The sequence below is a fragment of the Bradyrhizobium jicamae genome (assembly GCF_001440395.1).
In the GTDB taxonomy this organism is placed as follows: domain Bacteria; phylum Pseudomonadota; class Alphaproteobacteria; order Rhizobiales; family Xanthobacteraceae; genus Bradyrhizobium; species Bradyrhizobium jicamae.
Window position 1 is genome coordinate 97,420 of the sequence record NZ_LLXZ01000156.1, and the last position, 18,241, is coordinate 115,660.

16 protein-coding genes are annotated in these 18,241 nt (G+C 62.5%); 7 read left to right on the top strand and 9 right to left on the bottom strand.

Annotated elements, in window-relative coordinates:
- The coding region (gene glcF / locus CQ12_RS25720) for a glycolate oxidase subunit GlcF (protein ID WP_063799815.1) at nucleotides 1-1,138 on the top strand (1,138 nt) is incomplete at its 5' end.
- A 221-nt stretch (nucleotides 1,139-1,359) separates the two neighbouring features.
- Here the strand turns inward: glcF and CQ12_RS44210 are convergent.
- A complete protein-coding gene (locus CQ12_RS44210) occupies nucleotides 1,360-1,716 on the bottom strand; it encodes a hypothetical protein (RefSeq protein WP_057838082.1) in 357 nt (118 codons plus the stop codon).
- Between the two features lie 440 nt (nucleotides 1,717-2,156).
- Here CQ12_RS44210 and CQ12_RS25730 point away from each other — a divergent pair, with 440 nt between their 5' ends.
- Together CQ12_RS25730 and CQ12_RS25735 are read left to right on the top strand one after the other, a co-directional pair.
- The gene (locus CQ12_RS25730) at nucleotides 2,157-3,188 is read left to right on the top strand and encodes a TorF family putative porin (RefSeq protein WP_057838083.1); all 1,032 of its coding nucleotides are present in this window, start codon (nucleotides 2,157-2,159) and stop codon (nucleotides 3,186-3,188) included.
- Between the two features lie 67 nt (nucleotides 3,189-3,255).
- Nucleotides 3,256-3,768 (top strand): HPP family protein, encoded by a 513-nt coding sequence (locus CQ12_RS25735; RefSeq protein WP_057838084.1) that lies wholly within the window; start codon nucleotides 3,256-3,258, stop codon nucleotides 3,766-3,768.
- A gap of 12 nt (nucleotides 3,769-3,780) precedes the next feature.
- Here the strand turns inward: CQ12_RS25735 and CQ12_RS25740 are convergent, their stop codons facing one another.
- Complete coding sequence (locus tag CQ12_RS25740) at nucleotides 3,781-5,523, bottom strand: ABC transporter ATP-binding protein/permease (protein WP_057838085.1); 1,743 nt, start codon at nucleotides 5,521-5,523, stop codon at nucleotides 3,781-3,783.
- Between the two features lie 314 nt (nucleotides 5,524-5,837).
- On the opposite strand from CQ12_RS25740, the gene CQ12_RS25745 reads away from it, so the two are divergent.
- Entirely contained in the window at nucleotides 5,838-7,502 is a 1,665-nt protein-coding gene (locus tag CQ12_RS25745; RefSeq protein WP_057838086.1) for an L-lactate permease, read from the top strand.
- Between the two features lie 167 nt (nucleotides 7,503-7,669).
- Here the strand turns inward: CQ12_RS25745 and CQ12_RS25750 are convergent, their stop codons facing one another.
- Together CQ12_RS25750 and CQ12_RS25755 are read right to left on the bottom strand one after the other, a co-directional pair.
- The gene (locus CQ12_RS25750; protein ID WP_057838087.1) at nucleotides 7,670-9,124 is read right to left on the bottom strand and encodes an acetamidase/formamidase family protein; all 1,455 of its coding nucleotides are present in this window, start codon (nucleotides 9,122-9,124) and stop codon (nucleotides 7,670-7,672) included.
- Between the two features lie 244 nt (nucleotides 9,125-9,368).
- Entirely contained in the window at nucleotides 9,369-9,845 is a 477-nt protein-coding gene (locus CQ12_RS25755; RefSeq protein ID WP_057838110.1) for a hypothetical protein, read from the bottom strand.
- A 270-nt stretch (nucleotides 9,846-10,115) separates the two neighbouring features.
- Here CQ12_RS25755 and CQ12_RS25760 point away from each other — a divergent pair, with 270 nt between their 5' ends.
- Nucleotides 10,116-10,532, top strand: coding sequence for an META domain-containing protein (locus tag CQ12_RS25760; RefSeq protein WP_057838088.1), 417 nt, complete (start codon nucleotides 10,116-10,118; stop codon nucleotides 10,530-10,532).
- A gap of 68 nt (nucleotides 10,533-10,600) precedes the next feature.
- Here the strand turns inward: CQ12_RS25760 and CQ12_RS25765 are convergent, their stop codons facing one another.
- The 4 genes from CQ12_RS25765 to CQ12_RS25780 all read right to left on the bottom strand — a co-directional run bounded on the left by CQ12_RS25765 (nucleotide 10,601) and on the right by CQ12_RS25780 (nucleotide 15,099).
- Complete coding sequence (locus tag CQ12_RS25765; protein WP_157088498.1) at nucleotides 10,601-11,239, bottom strand: hypothetical protein; 639 nt, start codon at nucleotides 11,237-11,239, stop codon at nucleotides 10,601-10,603.
- 343 nt (nucleotides 11,240-11,582) lie between these two features.
- On the bottom strand, nucleotides 11,583-12,782 hold the full coding sequence (locus CQ12_RS25770) for a hypothetical protein (protein ID WP_057838090.1): 1,200 nt from the start codon (nucleotides 12,780-12,782) through the stop codon (nucleotides 11,583-11,585).
- Between the two features lie 224 nt (nucleotides 12,783-13,006).
- Nucleotides 13,007-14,653 carry a chaperonin GroEL gene (gene groL, locus CQ12_RS25775; protein WP_057838091.1) on the bottom strand — a complete coding sequence of 549 codons (1,647 nt, stop codon included), beginning with the start codon at nucleotides 14,651-14,653 and terminating at the stop codon, nucleotides 13,007-13,009.
- A 149-nt stretch (nucleotides 14,654-14,802) separates the two neighbouring features.
- Nucleotides 14,803-15,099, bottom strand: coding sequence for a co-chaperone GroES (locus CQ12_RS25780; protein ID WP_057838092.1), 297 nt, complete (start codon nucleotides 15,097-15,099; stop codon nucleotides 14,803-14,805).
- A 334-nt stretch (nucleotides 15,100-15,433) separates the two neighbouring features.
- Here CQ12_RS25780 and CQ12_RS25785 point away from each other — a divergent pair, with 334 nt between their 5' ends.
- Entirely contained in the window at nucleotides 15,434-15,949 is a 516-nt protein-coding gene (locus tag CQ12_RS25785; RefSeq protein WP_057838093.1) for a hypothetical protein, read from the top strand.
- A 209-nt stretch (nucleotides 15,950-16,158) separates the two neighbouring features.
- Here the strand turns inward: CQ12_RS25785 and CQ12_RS25790 are convergent, their stop codons facing one another.
- A complete protein-coding gene (locus tag CQ12_RS25790) occupies nucleotides 16,159-16,932 on the bottom strand; it encodes a protein phosphatase CheZ (protein ID WP_057838094.1) in 774 nt (257 codons plus the stop codon).
- Between the two features lie 308 nt (nucleotides 16,933-17,240).
- Between CQ12_RS25790 and CQ12_RS25795 the strand changes: the two genes are divergently transcribed.
- The gene (locus tag CQ12_RS25795; RefSeq protein ID WP_057838095.1) at nucleotides 17,241-18,032 is read left to right on the top strand and encodes a L,D-transpeptidase; all 792 of its coding nucleotides are present in this window, start codon (nucleotides 17,241-17,243) and stop codon (nucleotides 18,030-18,032) included.
- Nucleotides 18,033-18,241: the final 209 nt, after the last annotated feature.

Genomic DNA, 18,241 nt, shown 5'->3' on the forward strand with positions numbered 1-18,241 from the left:
GCCGCCGACGGCGGAGGTGGTCAAGCATATCGACCGCTGCCTCTCCTGCCTTGCCTGCATGACCACCTGTCCCTCGGGCGTGCACTACATGCACCTGGTCGATCAGGCGCGGGTGCGGATCGAGAAGGATTACTCGCGGCCGCTGCCTGAGCGGGCCCTGCGCGCGGTGCTGGCGCTGGTGCTGCCGCGGCCCAACCTGTTTCGCGCCAGCATGATCATGGCGCGGCTCGCCCGGCCGTTCGCGGCACTGTTGCCGGCGCCAAAGGCCGCGGCGACGCCCGGCCTGTTGCGGCGGATCAAGGCGATGCTGGCGCTCGCGCCCAAAAGCCTGCCGGCGCCGGGGCCCTCAGGCGGCAGCGTGTTTTCTGCCGAGGGCGAGAAGCGCGGGCGGGTCGCGCTGCTGCAGGGCTGCGCCCAGCAGGTGCTGGCGCCGCGCATCAACCAGGCCGCCATCAACCTCCTGACCCGCCATGGCATCGAGGTCGTCCTGGTCCGGGACGAGCAATGCTGCGGCGCGCTAACCCATCACCTCGGGCAGGACGGTGATGCGCTGGCGCGGGCCCGCGCCAACATCAATGTGTGGAAAAAGGAAGCGGAACAAGGCGGCCTCGACGCCATCCTGATCACCGCATCGGGCTGCGGCACGGTCATCAAGGACTATGGTTTCATGCTGCGCGAGGATCGCGATTACGCTGCTCCCGCAGCGCAAATCTCCGCGCTGGCAAAGGATATCACCGAGTTTCTCAGTGGCATCGCGCTCGCGCCAACGACGCAAAAAGGCGATGTCACAATCGCCTATCACTCGGCGTGTTCGCTACAGCATGGACAGAAAATCACAGGCCTTCCGAAAGAATTGCTTTCCAAGAATGGATTCGTGGTGAAAGATGTGCCCGAGAGCCATTTGTGTTGCGGTTCGGCGGGGACCTACAACATTCTCCAGCCTGACATTGCGAGCAGGTTGCGCGATCGAAAGGTCGCCAACATTGCGACAGTCAAACCGGACATGATCGCTGCAGGCAATATTGGATGCATGGTTCAGATTGCCGGCGGTACGTCAGTTCCTGTGGTGCACACGATTGAGCTTCTCGATTGGGCGACGGGAGGTCCAAAGCCTGGATCGTTAACAGGATTGAATTGATCGATCGGCCTTAAGGGCATGATCTGGAAGAGCCTGCCCTGCACTGGGGGCGCCGGTCGGGTTGTGGTTCTTCACTGGGACGGACGCGAGAATGTCTGCCTGGAGATCGTGTCCTGATAGTGGGATGGAGCGGGAGGACACTTCAGAAGAAGTGTCGCCCCGGTCTGGCCCAGGACTGTCCGAACAGGACTATTCGAAGCGCTCGACAGACATGGACAGCGTCAACAGGAGGACCAGATGGCGAAGAAGAGTAAGAAGGCCAAGAAAGCTAAAAAGGCCAAGAAGGCCGTAGTGGCGAAGAAGAAATCCGCGAAGAAGGCAGCGAAGAAATCGGCGAAGAAGGCTGCGAAGAAGACCGCAAAGAAATCCGCCAAGAAGGCCGCGAAGAAATCAAAGGCTGCGCCGAAGAAGGCTGCCAAGAAGAGCCCGGCGAAGAAAAGGAAGGCGGCTGCCAGGAAGCCCGCTGCTCCCAAGCCGGAGCCGATGCCCGCTCCCGAGCCGGAACCCGCGCCCGCTCCGGCGGCAAGCTGGGCCAGCCCGGAGCCGTCCAATCCCTCCTGGGCCGCCGGTTCGTCCAACGGCAGCGATCACAACTAGACTGCTGCCAGTCAGGCTTGAATTTTCGAAAGGCCGCAGCGTCAGCGCTGCGGCCTTTTTCGTGGGATGGTCTCCAAAGCGTGAGACGGTCTCCAGAGCGGCGGGGTCAGTAGTTTCCCGGAGAAGTTGATTCGCAAAATGACGCTCCGTGGTGTGTCGCCGGCATCGCCTTTTCCGTTCCAAATGTCGCGCCGACGAGCGCAAGACCCCGAAAATTGTTGTGAGAATGCAACACACGCGGACAACGTTTATCCAAACGGTCAGAATGCCTAAAAAGGCGGCTGCTGCTTGACATTTTTGCTTCACGACAATGGCCCCTCAGCCCACTGTGTGACCGCGTTAAGACATTTGGCCGCAGTCGCTTATCGTTTGCCCCGGGGGGGCCGGAGCGGGACTGTCTAGAAGGTGGATGGGGATCGTCATGAAGAAACTGGCTTTGTTGGCAACGGCGCTGGCAATGGTGTCGGGCTCGGCTCTCGCTGCGGATCTGCGGGTGAAGGCCGTCAAGGCGCCGCCGCCGCCGGCATTCGATCCCTGGGACATCGCCTTCGGCGCCGGCATCACCAACGACTACATCTTCCGCGGCATCACCCAGTCCAACCACAAGCCGTCGGTCAACGCCTATTTCGAGCCGCGCTTCAACGTCACCAAGGACTTCCAGCTCTATGTCGGCCTCGGCGCCGCGAGCATCTCCTTCCCGAACCGCGCCGCGGCTGAAGTCGACGCCTACGGCGGCGCCCGCCTGACGGTCGGCCAGTTTGCCTTCGACGTCGGCGCCTGGGGCTATCTCTATCCGGGCGGCACCTGCCAATACGGTGCAGCCAATGCATTCAATGGTGGGACGACTGATGCCGGCGGCGTTCCGCTTAGCAACGAATGTCTGCTGAACTCGCTGGTAAACAGCAACGTTCTGAAAAAGGACGTCAGCTTCTTCGAAGTCTACGGCAAGGTGAACTACACCTTCAACGACAACTTCTCGATGGGCGGCAACGTCTACTATACGCCGAGCTTCCTCAACAGCGGTGCCGAAGGCACCTACGCCTCGATCGTCGGCAAGGCGATTGCGCCCAGCACGTGGTTCGGTGCCAGCGGCATCGGCATGTACGTGTCAGGTGAATTTGGCCGCCAGTGGCTGGGCACTTCGGACTCGTTCTACGGCACCGCGCTGTTCCCGAACGGCATCAACTACGCCGACTACAACACCTGGAACATCGGCATCGGCTTCACCTACAAGGTGTTCACGCTGGACTTCCGCTATTCCGACACCAACCTGTCGAAGGGTGATTGCAACGCCTTCACCAGCGACTTCTCGGCCCGTGGCAACATCAACGGCACCAACCTCGGCACCTTCGTGACCCCGATCAATCCGTCGGGCGTCGGTTCGAACTGGTGCGGCGCGGCCGGCATCGTCAAGCTCTCGGCTGACCTGACCGCGATGACCAACCTGAAGTAAGATCTTCCTGTCGAAGACGAGGGGGCGGCAGAGCGATCTGCCGCCTCTTTTATTTTGGGTGGCACGGATGAAACGGGATTGGCGTCGCGTGGTGCGGAAAGCGATCGCTCGCAACGATCATCGCAGTGTCGTGGCGGGCGCGGTCGCCGGCCTCGGCAGCGCGATTGCCATCGGCGCCATGGAGTGGTTTTCGCTCGCCCTGCATTATCCGCTTGCGGTGATTCCGTTCGCCACCTCGATCGTGCTGGTGATCGGATCGCCCGAGGTGGCGCCGGCGCAGCCGCGCGCCTTGATCGGCGGTCATCTGGTGTCGGCGCTGGTCGGCCTTGCCGTGCTGAAGCTGACGGGGCCACAGGCCTGGGCCGCGGCGATGGCCGTCGGCCTTTCCATTCTGGCGATGTACGTGACCGGCACCTTCCACCCGCCTGCTGGCATCAACCCATTGCTGGTGGTTTCAGGCAACCTGCCATGGACGTTCCTGCTGGCGCCGGTGCTGGCCGGCGCGCTGCTGTTGACCGCGTTCTCCTGTGTCTGGCACCGCTGGGTGCGCCGCCAGCCATGGCCGCAACGCTGGATGTGAAGCGCGCTACGACTATGACGCGGCCGCGCGCTTTCCATCCTGCAGCGCAAAGCGGTCGCCGTCGCGGGTGAACACGACATTGCGCCCGTGAAACGCGTCCAGCGTCGAGCGGTGGCCGATCGAGACGATCGTGGTTTGCGGCAATTTCTGCTCGACCAGGCGGTACAGCGCGGCCTCCGAAGGTTCGTCGAGCGAGGCGGTGGCTTCGTCGAGGAACAGATAGTTCGGCGCGTGCAACAGCGCGCGCGCGAGCCCGAGGCGCTGCTGCTCGCCGAGCGAGAGCGTGCTGTTCCAGTGCCTCTCTTCGCCAACTTGCGACGCAAGCTTCGGCAGTCCCACCGCTTCGATTGCGTTGCTGATCTGGCTATCGGTGAACGTCCCTTCCTTGGCGGGATATTCGACCGCGTTGCGCAGTGAGCCCGTCGGGAAATACGGTCGCTGCGGCAGCATCATCAATGTTGCTCCGGCAGGTATGGCGATCGTGCCGGCGCCGAACGGCCAGATGCCGGCAATGGCGCGGAACAGCGTCGATTTGCCGGAGCCGGACGGGCCGGTGATCAGCGTGCGCTCGCCCTTGCGCAGGCTGAATCCATCCGCGTTCACCAGCGGCGTTCCGTTCGGTAGACGCAGCGCCAGGCCCTTGAGATCGATGGCGCCGGCGCCTGCCTCGACCACGCGAACCCGATCATCGCGGGTTGCAAGTTTGCGCGCGGCCACGATGCCGGCCTCAAAGCCGTCGAGACGGTTGACTACCGCCTGCCACTCCGCCAGCGATCGATAGATGGTGATGAAGAACGAGAGCGCCCCTTGCACGGTCGAAAACGCCGATGCGGTCTGTGTCATGGCGCCGAGCTGAATCTTGCTGGCGAAATAGGCCGGCGCTACCAGGATGTAGGGAAAGATCACTGAAGCCTGATTAAAGCTGGCCGTGAACGCCGTCACCTTCTTGGTCCGGCTCATGATGGCGAGCCAGTTCTCCACGACGCGTCCGAACCGGACCAGCAGGCGCTCGCGCTCGGCGGCGTCGCCGCGCAGTAGCGCGATCTGCTCGGAATTTTCTCGCACCCGCACCAGGTCGAAGCGAAAATTCGCTTCATATTGCTGCTGCCGGAAATCGAGGCCGACCAGCCTCCAGCCGATCAGATGGGTCAGGATGGTGCCGAGCACCGAGTAGATCAGAGCGATCCAGAAGAGGTAGCCGGGAATTGAATATTCCTGACCAAACAAATGCAGCGGCGCCGCGTTCGAAAGTCCCCACAGGATGCCGGCAAAGGACGCCAGCGTGACGATCGAACTCAAAAGACCGACGCCGATGTTGAGCGTGCGATCGACGAACAGCTTGACGTCGTCGGTCATGCGCTGGTCCGGGTTGTCGGCGGCATCGCCCTGAAGCTGCATCCGGTAATGGTTGGCATGGTCCAGCCATTCGCCGAGATAGTGGGAGGTCATCCAGCGCCGCCAGCGGATCTGCAGCCACTGATTGAGATAGAGCTGGTAGACCGCCAGCACGATGAAGACGGTCGCAAGCACGCTGAAATAGGTGATCTCGCTGACGAAGTTGTCCCAGTTGCGCTCCTGCAGCGCGTTGTAGAAGCGGGCGTTCCACTGGTTTTGCAGGACCGTCAGGTAGACGATGGCGAGTTCGATCGCGATCACCGCCGCCAGCAGGCCGCGGCCGGCCCATTTGTCTTCGGAGCTGAAATACGGGGCAGCGATGCGCCACACGGTGGCGAGCGTCGAGCGGATATTGTTCACAGATCACCGTCTCCGGAGAATCGGGCTAACGCCCTGAAAGGATGGAAGAATTACGGTCTACTACGAAGGTTTGGCAATTTGCCGCCTGCGACGGCTTGTCGCAGTCCTCGGCTAGACCCTAGCATGGCCACGGCGGCGAGGGGCGGTGGCCATCGAACTTCGCGAGGTTGTGAGCGTTGGCGAGCCCAAGACACGATCGAAGGCAAGCTCAAGGCAGCCCAACCCCGCTTTTCCACGGTTGTTCCCGCCGATCGATCAGCACGTGACCGGACATCCACGCCGGCGCGTCAACAACAATGTGGGGAGAACCGCAAATGTGGGACCAACACTATAATCCGCTCGGCAATGCCGCGCTGTCGACGATCGCCGCCGCCGTGCCCGTCGTCACCCTGCTGGTGCTGATTGCGAGCGGCAAGGTCAAGGCGCATCTCGCGGCCATCATCGCGCTTGTCGTCGCCAACATCATCACGATCATCATCTTCACCATGCCTGCCGGCATGTCGATCCGCGCCTCGCTGCTCGGCGTCGTCATCGGCTTCTTCCCGATCGGCTGGATCGTGCTCAACGTCATCTTCCTCTACCGCATCACCGTCGAGACCGGGCGCTTCGAGCTGTTGCAGCGCGCGATCGGCGGCGTCACCACCGATCGAAGGCTGCAGCTTCTCCTGATCGCGTTCGCGTTCGGCGCGTTCTTCGAAGGCGCGTCCGGCTTCGGCACGCCGGTCGCGATCACCGGCGCGGTCCTGATCGGTCTCGGCTTCTCGCCGCTCGCGGCCTCCGGCCTGTCGCTGATCGCCAACACCGCGCCGGTCGCCTATGGCGCGCTCGGGACGCCGATCCAGGGGCTGGCGTCGGTGACCGGCCTCGATCCCTATGTGCTCGGCGCCATGGTCGGCCGGCAACTGCCGTTCTTCTCGCTGATCGTGCCGTTCTGGCTGATCTGGGCGTTCGCCGGCTGGCGCGGCATGATCGCGATCTGGCCCGCCATTCTCGTCACCGGCGTTTCCTTCGCGGTCCCGCAATTCGTGATCTCGAACTTCATCAACCCCTGGATCGTCGATATCGGGGCGTCGCTGATCTCGATGGGCTGCCTGATCCTGTTCCTCAAAGTTTGGCAACCCCGCGAACTCTGGCTGTCGCCGGCGCTGCGCAGCCACGATGAATCGGCCTCGACGATGAAGCCCGCCAAGCCACTGGATACGACGAAGCTCAGCCAGGCGCAGCTCTGGAGCGCGCTGCTGCCGTGGATCATCGTCTGCATCGTGATGCTGATCTGGGGCACCGGCGCGTTCAAGGGCTGGGCGAACGCGAACTTCGCCTGGAAATTCGAGGTGCCCGAGCTGCACAACATGATCAACAAGGTGCCGCCGGTGGCCGCCAAGCCGACGCCGGAGGCGGCGCTGTTCGACTTCACCTATCTGTCCTTCACCGGAACCGGCATGCTGATTGCCGCCATCATCTCCGGCCTGCTGATGGGTTTTTCGCCGGCACGGATGATCGGCGAATACGGGCGCACCATCAAACTATGCGCGATCTCGCTGATCACGATCTCGGCGATGCTCGCGATCGGCACGCTGACGCGGCTCTCCGGCGTCGACGCCACGCTCGGCCTCGCCTTCGCCGCCACCGGCGTGCTCTATCCCTTCTTCGGCACGCTGCTCGGCTGGCTCGGCGTGGCGCTGACGGGATCGGATACGTCGTCGAACGTTCTGTTCGGCAATCTGCAAAGGATCACCGCCGAACAGCTCGGCCTGTCGCCAGTGTTGATGGCGGCGGCCAATTCCTCCGGCGGCGTCATGGGCAAGATGATCGATGCGCAATCGATCGTCGTCGCCTCGACCGCGACCAACTGGTACGGCCATGAAGGCTCGATCCTGCGTTACGTTTTCCTGCACTCGATCGTACTGGCCTGCCTCGTCGGCGTGCTGGTGACGTTGCAGGCCTATGTCTATCCGTTCACGATGATGGTGTTGAAGTAGGATCGCAGAAGGAGCGATCCGCCAACGATCCCCGCGGCCGCCACCGCGGGGATTTCTTTGGTATGGGGGTCGTGCTGCGGCCTCGATTTGCGCGTGTACTCGCCAAGACCGACGGGCGTAATCAAACGCGGCCAAGCTGCCGGGACCGACTACCTCGGTGTTTTGGATCAGGTCTCGCCACCGGCGAAGATATCCTTCTTGATGACCGCATGGACGCCCCAATTCCCATCGACCACCTGGGTGATGCCGAAGTCGACGCCAACGGTAATCAAAGAGATTGCCTCATCTTCGGTCAGCTTCTTGGTCGTCATCAGGAATTTGCGCATCTTGCGGAACGCATCGCGCAGCGCAAGGTCAACCGACGATTTCGAGTAAATGTCCGACTGCGCCTTGTCTCCCAATTCGGTGAGATAATTGGCGAAGCTGAAGCCGTGCACCAGCCACTCGTCCCTGGTTTCCAGCATCGGATAGTCGAGGGCCTCGAGAGCCGTGCCGACGAGGTCGGCTTTCTTGTGCAGAATGATCTGGAAGGTGCCGTTCAGCGAGCTTTCGATGGCCGTGCCGCAAAGCTCGGAGTCTCCCTGCGAAGCGTGCGGGTCGCCAACAGACAGCAGGCCGCCTTCGACCGCGACCGGATAATACATCGTGGCGCCCTTGCCGATCCGCCAATTGTCGATGTTGCCTCCGGTATAGCTCGGCGGAATTGAATCGACGATATCGGCTTCCTTTGGCGCCAGGCCGATGACGCCGAAATGCGGACGTATCGGAATGCGCACATTCTTCAGGATGCCGTGGTTCTCCTTGATCGTGGAGTGATCGACCGGAACGCCGGGATAATCGATGGTCTTGTGCACGACGCCCGAAGGATCGGTCTGTGGAGTCCATTGGAAATTGTACACGGCTTTCGCCCAGTTGCGTTCGCCTGACGCGTCGACCTCGTAGATCGTGATCACTTCGCGCGGCTTAGGCTCGGTCAACAAGTCCTTGTAGTGAAAACCCCACCATGCCGCCGCGTTGCTGCCGAAAGCCTTTCCACGATACTGCGGATTGGCACAGGGCCGGGGCGTGACGTCGATAATACGCAACTCGATCACGTCACCCTCCTGGGCGCCGCGGACGTAGACCGGGCCTGTGCAGATGTGCACGCCAAGGCCCTCGCCGGCGCCGCGCCCGAATAGCGAGGCATCTATCGGTCCGGCGCCGCGCCGGTTTACGCCCTTCTTTTCCTTGGTCCACAGGAACACGCTTTCGGCGCCGGGATCGCCCTTCACCATGCGCTCGGCGTCGTCATTGGCATGGTGAGTTAGCGCCTCAATGGTAACGAAGTCGCCGGAATCGATCTCGACCTGCGGTTTCAGTTTCTTGCTGAAATAGCCCCAATGCACCGTTTCGGCATTTGCCGGCAAATGATGATAGGATCGCTTGGCGGGTTGGTTCTTTTCGGCGGCTGCCGCCATCTGCGGCGTCACCAGCGAAATGCCGCCCGCGGTCATCGCTGCGGCGCCTCCGGCCGCGGCAAAGCTGGACCTCAAGAACGATCGGCGTTCGCGATCAAGCGTTTCCTTGAACTTGCGATGGTGCAATTCAAATTCCGGACAGTTCTTGTCATCACCCGCGCACATCGTATCTCTCCCCGATTTGAACGCGCATTCAGGCGCACGCCTGATCCCACCTCAGTTCATCGCAACAGTCAAAGCGTTGCTGCATCATGAAGTGAATGAAATATAGCTCCTTTGCTTATTGCTTGGGCCTTGCGCGCTCAACTCTTGAGAAATCCCACTTCATTGCTGCGTCTATCCGTTCATGATGCTGGTGCCGAAGTAGCGGCGCCGTCCAAGTCCTCGCGGACAACAGCCCACGGAGATTTCAAAGCTTCCGGCTGTCATAGGCCCAGTGCAGCAGCGCCTGCCGCTGGCGCTTCCGGCAGAACAGATCGCCCCGTTCGCAATTGGCCTGAAGCTGTCGAATGTGGCGTCGTATCGCCGCCCAGCGTTTGATCTGCCGTGCATCTTCGTCCGGCAGTCGCCGGCCCCGATAGTAGCGGCAATACCATTGGAACCAGCCGCGCGGGTCGTCAGAGTGTATCCAGCCCTTCCGGCGCCACTCCGAAAGCGGCTGGCTGGCGGCGACGCCGAAGAAATTCAGTTTGGCGTCTGCACGTTCGGGCGAGAGCTTCGCTTTCGCGAACCAGCTTGCCGGAAATTCATCCGCGCAATCGGTCATGTACTTTCCGCCGAAGACGCCGAGGCGCAGCATTTCCGGCGGCGTGAGATCGGGACGGAAGTCCGGGTCAAAGCTGCGGCCAACAGGTGCGACGAGGGCGTAGCGGTAACCCCGCTGCATCCGATCGTTCACGACGATGGTTCGCTGCTTCGCCACGATGCGATCCTTCCTTTGAATGTCGGAAATCGCCCAATAAGTCCAAGCCGATACCGGCCAGTTCGTTCCAGATTGTTGACGGCAGGCGCGCAAAGCAGATGCCCGGCGACATGATCCCGGTTTTCGGTCTGGCTGTCCATGTCGCCTGCGATGGGCCGAGCCAGACCTCTAGCCAATCACGTCGTTGTTCAATAGAACGTCGCGCGGTGTTGGGTTCTGTATTCGAGAGGTTGCATGATTTCATTCGCACGCATGTCCCGCGCGGGCACCGCTTCGCTTCTGGTGATCGCAATCGCCTTACCGCTCTGCCCGGCGCGCGCCGATGACGGCTTTCCGTTCGGAGCGGAAATGCAGCTGGATATGGATCGTCAGCGCGGGTCGAAGCGGATTCCCAATCTCGAAATCGGCGATGCCGGCGAGGTGACCCTCGAACTCTGGTGCAAGGGTGGCAAGGGCCAGTTTTCGGTGGCGGGCAATACGGTGATCTTCGTACCCGGCGCGATGGAAAACCGTCCCTGTCCGCCGGACCGTGCCCAGCAGGACGACGAACTGATCGCAGCGCTTGCCGCGACCGCCACCTGGAGGCGGCAGGGCGATTTCGTGTCGTTCATCGGCACGAAGACGCTGAACTTCCGCATCAATACGAATTAGCCATAGCGTTTTCGAACGAAGTGGGCGCCGGATCGCGGGAAGAAAACGCGTTACAATCTGGGGCGCAGTTACTGCGTCGCAATCAGGCCGCTGGCGGTGGCAATGATCCAGCGGTTGCCCCAGCGCACGATGGACTCCACGCGTCCGAGCCCGGGAATGGTGTCGCCCCGCGCGGCCATCCTGATACCGTCAGGGCCTTCGAGAACGGCGGTGCCCTCGCGAACGTCGACGATGGTCCATCCGGGAATCGTCGCCGGTTTGGTTTCCGGCGCCGCCACCAGGGGCTGCCGCATCGCGATTGCGGTGGAAGGGCTGGCATTCGCTTGCGAGGCCAGGTTCGCGGCCGGACGTGCGGCGGGCAATGGCGCGGACGGCTTGGGGATGCTTCCGACAATGGCGGGCGAGTCTGACGTGGATGCCGTCTTCCGGGCGCCTTCGATCTTGCCGGGCCGTGCTTCCGCAATTCGGGGCGCGGGCGTTTCCGTTTGCGCAACCGTTTCAAGACCGAGCGTGCCCGCGATTTCGGGCCAGCTCAGTCCGCCGGTCCATCCGAGCCCAAAGCTTGCCACCACGGCCACGATGACCAGCGAAGCGTTGCGCACCCGGTCGTGAGACGACTCCCGCACGACCAATGCGTTGTCGCGATCGGCGGCAAGAAAATTCCGCAGGCTCGACGGCCCCAGCCCGCCAGCCACATTCCCCGACAAGATGCTTTCAACGGTACTCGGCTCGCGGTCGTACATGGCTTAACCCAAATTTTTGGTCAGCCGATGATGTTCCCTTAAGCTGAATCGAATCTTAACAATCGAAGCTTGCAATGCACTTGCGCGATTTCAATTTTTCCTGAGGGCCTGGTTGACGGTGCAGCCAGCATATTCAGGCGCGTTTCCGGAAGTTTGAAGGGGAGTCGTTCGTCATGGCCGGGCTTGTCCCGGCGCCATCCTCGTCTTTCTCGCTGTACTGAAGCAAGGACACGGATGCCCGGCGCAAGGCCGGGCATGACGAGTTCCTATGGGACTTCGTTGGCTACGCGCCTACAGCCCTTGCGAATTACTTCCACACACTCTTGTCCGCGTCCCAGCGCTGGCCCTTGAATTCCTTGGCCAGCGCCTCGATCGAACCATTGTCATCCTTCGGTTCGCCGCCTTCCTCGTCGCCGGTGGAATCTTCCGACAGATGCAGTTTGGGCCCCGTGCCATCATCCGCTGTCGTGGTCATCGGGCTCGAGATCCACAGCATCAGCCGGTCGGAAGCGCCCGGTTTGTCCGGCGAAACCAGCGCGGTGATCTCGACAGTTTCGGTCAGCGCGAGCGCGGGATAGATCGGGCTCGGCCGCTTGAAGCTCAGCTTCAGTTTTCCGGTGTTGGCGTTCCAGTTGGCGCCCGCCGGCTTGGCGGCAAGCGTTTTCGCAAGCACGCCCGAAATGGCGGAGGCGACCTTGTCGCGGTTGATCTTGTCGCCGTCGCGCCAGTCGGCGGCGGCAAAGCGGATGGTGCGGTCCATCTCGACGGCGCCGCTGGTCCATCCGGCGGTGACCACGCCTTGCGTCGCCTTTGCCTTCGCAATCAGCGCGGCCGAGCGCTCCGGATCGGCGGTGAGGTTGATGGTCTGCTCGCCGGCGCGCAGCGCGTCGCAGGAGACCGAAAGGCTGGATAGCCCGACCTCGACGGCTTCGCCCTTCAGACCCCTGAGGAAATCCAGCGCGGCGTCGAGCTTGACCCGCACGCCGATCGCCTCCGGCGAGACGTCGGTGAAATCCTTCGGCGCGGGCGTAATACCGTCGTCGCTGGTCTGGTTGTCCAAGAATTCCTTCTCGCTGAGATCGGAATTATCCGTGGAAGCGACTTCGGTCACGTTTGAGCCGACGGTGATCTGGCCGCGGAATTCGAAGGTGTCGCCGACAGGCTTGCGCGACAACTTGACGGTGACCGGCAGCTTGTCGCCGATGCTCTGCGTGGTGCCGGTCAGGTTCTGGCCGTTGACGGTGAGGGGGACGACGAAGCGGTCCTTGCGGTCGGAGCCCTTTGCGGCGGGATAGCAGACATCGAGGGTGGCGGCCGTGACGGTCTTGCCCTGGCGGGTTTCCTTCAGCACGACGTCGGCATTGCCGTCCATCAGGCCGTCAATCGCGGTGAAGTAGCGCGTCTCGGTGGTGCCCGGCGCCGTCTTGGAGGGAAGTTTCATCTGGGCGAAGGCGAGGTGAGGGGAAGCCATCATCAGACCGAGCAGGCAAGGCAAGAGCGCGCGCATATGGATGTTCCTCAGACGGGACGGAATTGGCGTCGTCGTACCTAGCAAATCCTTGTAGCGTTTTCGAGCGAGGTGGATGCCGGTTCGCGTGAAGAAAACGCGTCAAAACAAAGAGAAAGCGCCGTATCGGTTCTCCCTCTGAACCGATGCGGCACCTGTCATTCGCCAAAAAAGAAGGCCGCCCGGAGGCGGCCTTCGATCTGTCTGAGGGAGAAGGGCAGGGCTCAGAAGCCCATGCCGCCCATTCCACCCATGCCGCCGCCACCGCCGGGCATTGCCGGCGCTGCTTCCTTCGGAAGTTCGGCGACCATGGCTTCGGTGGTCACCAGGAGGCCGGCGACGGAGGAGGCGTCCTGCAGCGCCGTGCGTACCACCTTGGCCGGGTCGATGATGCCCTTGTCGACCATGTCGACATATTCCTCGGTCTGGGCGTCGAAGCCAAACGTCTCCGACTTGTTCTCGAGGATCTTGCCGACCACGATCGAGCCTTCGACACCGGCGTTCTCCGAGATCTGGCGAACCGGAGCTTCCAGCGCCTTCAGCACGATGTTGATACCGGCCTGGACGTCGGAATTATCGTTGTTGATGCGGCCGACGGCCTTCTTGGCGCGCAGCAGCGCCACGCCGCCGCCCGGCACGATGCCTTCCTGCACGGCCGCGCGGGTCGCGTTGAGGGCATCCTCGACGCGGTCCTTCTTCTCCTTGACCTCGACTTCGGTCGCGCCGCCGACCTTGATCACCGCAACGCCGCCGGCGAGCTTTGCCAGGCGCTCCTGCAGCTTCTCGCGGTCGTAGTCCGAGGTGGTTTCCTCGATCTGCGCCTTGATCTGGGTGACGCGGGCCTCGATGTCCTTCTTCTTGCCGGCGCCCTTGACGATCGTGGTGTTCTCCTTGTCGATCACGACCTTGCCCGCGCGTCCCAGCATGTTGACGGTGACGCTTTCGAGCTTCATGCCGAGTTCATCGGAGATGAGCTGACCGCCGGTCAGGATCGCGATGTCTTCCAGCATCGCCTTGCGGCGGTCGCCGAAGCCCGGCGCCTTGACGGCGGCAACCTTCAGGCCGCCGCGCAGGCGGTTCACCACCAGCGTCGCCAGCGCCTCGCCCTCGACGTCCTCGGCGATGATCAGCAGCGGACGGCCGGACTGCACCACGGCTTCCAGCACCGGCAGCATCGATTGCAGGCCGGAGAGCTTCTTCTCGTGCAGCAGCACGAAGACGTCTTCCAGCTCGGCGGTCATCTTCTCGGCGTTGGTGATGAAGTAGGGCGACAGGTAGCCGCGGTCGAACTTCATGCCCTCGACGATGTCGACCTCGGTCTCGAGCGACTTGTTTTCCTCGACCGTGATCACGCCTTCATTGCCGACCTTCTGCATCGCCTGCGCGATCATCTTGCCGATGGCGGTGTCGCCGTTGGCCGAGATGGTGCCGACCTGGGCGACCTCGGAGGAGGCGGCGACCGGCTTGGCGCGCTTCTCGAGATCCTTGACCACGGCGGTCACGGCGATGTCGATGCCGCGCTTTAGATCCATCGGGTTCATGCCGGCGGCGACCGACTTGGCGCCTTCGCGGACGATCGCCTGCGCCAGCACGGTGGCGGTGGTGGTGCCGTCGCCCGCGGTGTCGTTGGTCTTGGAGGCGACTTCGCGCAGCATCTGCGCGCCCATGTTCTCGAACTTGTCCTCGAGCTCGATCTCCTTGGCGACGGTGACGCCGTCCTTGGTGATGCGGGGCGCGCCGAAGCTCTTCTCGATCACGACGTTGCGGCCTTTCGGACCGAGCGTCACCTTCACCGCGTTGGCGAGAACGTCGACACCGCGCAGCATGCGGTCGCGGGCCTCGCCGGAAAATTTAACGTCTTTCGCAGCCATTGTTTGAACTCCTGAATGATTGGGTACGATCGGTTGCCGCGCTAATACGTCGTCATTGCCGGGCTTGACCCGGCAATCCATCGCCTTCGCGAGACTCTTCCGAAGGGGATGGATGCCCGGGTCAAGCCCGGGCATGACAAGGATTCGTCTTAGCTCAGCACGCCCATGATGTCGGACTCCTTCATGATCAGGAGTTCCTCGCCGTCGAGCTTGACCTCGGTGCCCGACCATTTGCCGAACAGCACGCGGTCGCCGACCTTGAGGTCGATCGGAATCAGCTTGCCGGCCTCGTCGCGGCCGCCCGGGCCGACGGCGGTAACTTCGCCCTGCGACGGCTTTTCCTTGGCGCTGTCGGGAATGATGATGCCGCCCTTGGTCTTCTCTTCGGCATCGATGCGCTTGACCACGACGCGGTCGTGCAGCGGGCGGAATTTGGTTTTGGCCATGACGTCTCCTCTTGAAGTTCCTCTGGGAGGCTCGGTTTCAGGTCTGCACCATTGAAAATGGCTGGAATGCCGGGTATTCGACGCCGCCCCGGGCGGGACAGCACACCCCTTAGCAATCTTCGGATTTGAGTGCTAAACGTGGGGCCGGGAAATATGGCTTGGCGCTGATCCTGTCAAGCAAACAAGGGGGTTAAGGCCTTCTTGAGGCCAGTATAGGATGCTTCACGGAAACCAAATCGGTGCAGCGGCGTAAACTCTACCGACGTCATTGCTCCGGCAGGCTTTTTACGGTTGGCTGCTTGACGGGAGCGGCCAAATTGCTCGGGGGAATGCGATGATCAGCTCACGTAATGCGCGTACGGTTGCCAATCTGGCGATCGCATCGGCGCTGACGGTCTTGCTGGCGGCGTGCAGCAGCATGAGCCTGCCGTCGCTGTCGTCCGGCCCGGCACCCGATGCCGAACCCGCCGCTGCGCCGGAAATGCCGGCCACCATCCGGTCCGACGAGATCGTCGGCCGCTGGGGCCTCGCCTCGTTCCAGAATCCCAATGACCGCGCCCGCACCGAAGCCGCCGCACGCGGGCAGTGCAAGCAGCCCTATGTGATCGGCGCCGGCACGAGCGGCGGTGTCGTCATGCATCTGGCCGACCAGGCCACCCCGCAGGAACTCCGCCTCAAGGGCAGCCCGAGCGGCAAGAACTATATCGGACCGGCCGGTCCCGCCGGCGGCGAACAGGATCGCGAGATCGTCTCGTTCGACGGCCGCGTGCTGGTGACCCGCTTCATCGAAAAGGACGCCGCGGTCCGCTACGGCAACATGGTCTATGTCCGCTGCGCCCCGCGGGCGTGAGCTGGTGATTGATTAGACGCCGTCACTCCGGGGCGCGAAGCGAACTATGGTGCGCACTTGCGCACCAGAGAATCTCGAGATTCCCCGGTGTGCAATTGCACACCTGAAGTCTGGTCCTTTCGGACCATCCCGGAATGACAGCGCAACAAACAACAAAAAACGCCGGCATCGCTGCCGGCGCTTTTGTTTGGTCCGCGTTAACCGTCCGATCAATCGAACAGCGCGTCGATGTCGTCCTGTGAGGCGTGGCCGACGTCGCCGTCCAGCTTCGGGCCGTTGAGCAGCTTGGCATCGCCCTCGCGGGTGTCGACGATCGGCTGGGCGTGCGCCTTGATGGCGTCGACGCCGCCCCAGATGTCCATCATCGTGTAGATGTGCTGCTCGATGAACTTCATCGTCGTCATCACCTTGCTGATGCGCTGGCCGGTGAGGTCCTGGAAGTTGCAGGCTTCGAAGATCGAGACGACGCGTTCCTGAATTTCCTCGCTGAGCAGCTTCTGCTGGTCGGGCGAGATGTTCTTCGACAGCGCGGTCGCCGCCTGGTCGATCGCCTCGGTGGCTTCGAGGATCTGCTGGGTGGCCTGTTCGGTGCCGCCGACGACGGCGCCGAGTTCGCCGTTGACCTTGGCCATTTCCTGGCCGTCAAAGCTCTTGCCGTGCAGGGTGGCGATTTCGCGCTTGGTGCGGTTGATGGCGTCGTGAATGAGGTCGAGCTCGACCTTCAGCTTCTCGCACTGCTCGATCTGCGCGCGATAGGTTTCCAGCAGCGCGTGGGACTCGGCGATCTCGCGCGCAACATCCGCAACCTCGGTACCTGCGGCGCGGACGTGGCCGAAGCTAGCCATCTGCGCGCGGATCTGGCGCAGCTCGGCCATGATCTCGCGATGCATCGGGCCGATCTCGCCGCCCTCGGCAGGCATGACAATTGGCGCGTCGCCCAGAATGGCTTGTTCGATACGAAAACGCTTGCGATTGACCGACATGAGTTTTTCCCACCCCTTCATTTCACGTGTGTTTTTAGCGGATGCCCTTTAACGTCAGGTTCACGCCGGAACACGTCGTAGCGGCGGTTTGCCCGCGGCCGCACACCAACGATTAACCATGCAGGCCTGCGTTCACGCAAAATAAACGTTGTCCGACAAATCCGGACGCGCGTGCCGAAATGGTGAATCCAAACGCGGTTTTCGTTTACCAAACCGATTAGGTTTTGATTTGTATTGTTCGCGTGCAGCGGCGCTTCACTCGCGCCGTTGCATCGAACCCGCAGTGACGAACAGTACAGAGTACGTCGATGTCCGGAAAAATCCCTTTTGCGCTCCTCGCGAGCGTGTCTTGCCTTTGCTTTGCCAGTGAGGCCGCAGCGATCGACGCCTCGTCGTCGGTCGAGCCCACCGTGATCTACGCCCGCCAGCCGGCGCCGGTGCGCGTGGCCGCTGCCGGACGCTCCAATATGGGCGGCGGCTTCATCGAATTCCTGTTCGGCGATGCGCCGCAGGGCGGGCGCTACCAGCGGGAGCAGGCCTATCAGCCGCAGCCCGATTACGGTTATGGCGGGCAGCGCATGCTGCTGCCGCCGATGGATCCGCAGCAGTCGATGCGCCGCGAGCAGGAGCTGGTCGATCCGGCGCAGCACCGGCTCGATCCGAAATATGAAAAGCAGGTGGTCGAGTATCACGGCAAGGAAAGCCCGGGGACGATCGTGATCGACACCCCGAACAAGTTCCTGTTCCTGGTGCAGGGCGACGGCAAGGCGCTGCGCTACGGCGTCGGCGTCGGCCGGCCCGGCTTCACCTGGTCGGGCGTCAAGACGATCTCGGCGAAGAAGGAATGGCCGGCCTGGACGCCGCCGCCGGAAATGCTGGCGCGCCGCCCCGACCTGCCGCGTTACATGGAGGGCGGTCCGGATAATCCGCTCGGCGCGCGCGCGATGTATCTGGGCTCATCGCTCTATCGCATCCATGGCTCCAATGAGCCCTGGACCATCGGCACCAACGTCTCGTCCGGCTGCATCCGCATGCGCAATGAAGACGTGATCGATCTCTACGGCCGCGTCGGCGTCGGCGCGAGGGTGGTGGTGATCTGAAGTCTTCCGGGCTACGAAACAAAAACGGCCGCCCGATCAGGCGGCCGTTTCCGTTTCAGATTTCGCGACGGTCACGCGTAATCGCTGTCGCCATCGCCACCGAAGTCACCGTCATCGCCGTCGAAGTCATCGGAGTCGTGATCCATGTCGTCATCGTCGTGCGAGGCCTGATCGAAGTACCCCTGTCGCGAGCCGCTATCGCCGCTCCG

Excerpts from the sequence above, each read along its gene's own strand:
- CQ12_RS25785 (WP_057838093.1), top strand. The coding sequence starts at position 15,434 with ATGATCAGCTCACGTAATGCGCGTACGGTTGCCAATCTGGCGATCGCA.
- CQ12_RS25755 (WP_057838110.1), bottom strand. The coding sequence starts at position 9,845 with ATGCAGCGGGGTTACCGCTACGCCCTCGTCGCACCTGTTGGCCGCAGC.
- CQ12_RS25750 (WP_057838087.1), bottom strand. The coding sequence starts at position 9,124 with ATGTGCGCGGGTGATGACAAGAACTGTCCGGAATTTGAATTGCACCAT.
- CQ12_RS25730 (WP_057838083.1), top strand. The coding sequence starts at position 2,157 with ATGAAGAAACTGGCTTTGTTGGCAACGGCGCTGGCAATGGTGTCGGGC.
- CQ12_RS25795 (WP_057838095.1), top strand. The coding sequence starts at position 17,241 with ATGTCCGGAAAAATCCCTTTTGCGCTCCTCGCGAGCGTGTCTTGCCTT.
- CQ12_RS25760 (WP_057838088.1), top strand. The coding sequence starts at position 10,116 with ATGATTTCATTCGCACGCATGTCCCGCGCGGGCACCGCTTCGCTTCTG.
- groL (WP_057838091.1), bottom strand. The coding sequence starts at position 14,653 with ATGGCTGCGAAAGACGTTAAATTTTCCGGCGAGGCCCGCGACCGCATG.
- CQ12_RS25790 (WP_057838094.1), bottom strand. The coding sequence starts at position 16,932 with ATGTCGGTCAATCGCAAGCGTTTTCGTATCGAACAAGCCATTCTGGGC.
- CQ12_RS25770 (WP_057838090.1), bottom strand. The coding sequence starts at position 12,782 with ATGCGCGCGCTCTTGCCTTGCCTGCTCGGTCTGATGATGGCTTCCCCT.
- CQ12_RS25735 (WP_057838084.1), top strand. The coding sequence starts at position 3,256 with ATGAAACGGGATTGGCGTCGCGTGGTGCGGAAAGCGATCGCTCGCAAC.
- CQ12_RS25745 (WP_057838086.1), top strand. The coding sequence starts at position 5,838 with ATGTGGGACCAACACTATAATCCGCTCGGCAATGCCGCGCTGTCGACG.
- CQ12_RS25780 (WP_057838092.1), bottom strand. The coding sequence starts at position 15,099 with ATGGCCAAAACCAAATTCCGCCCGCTGCACGACCGCGTCGTGGTCAAG.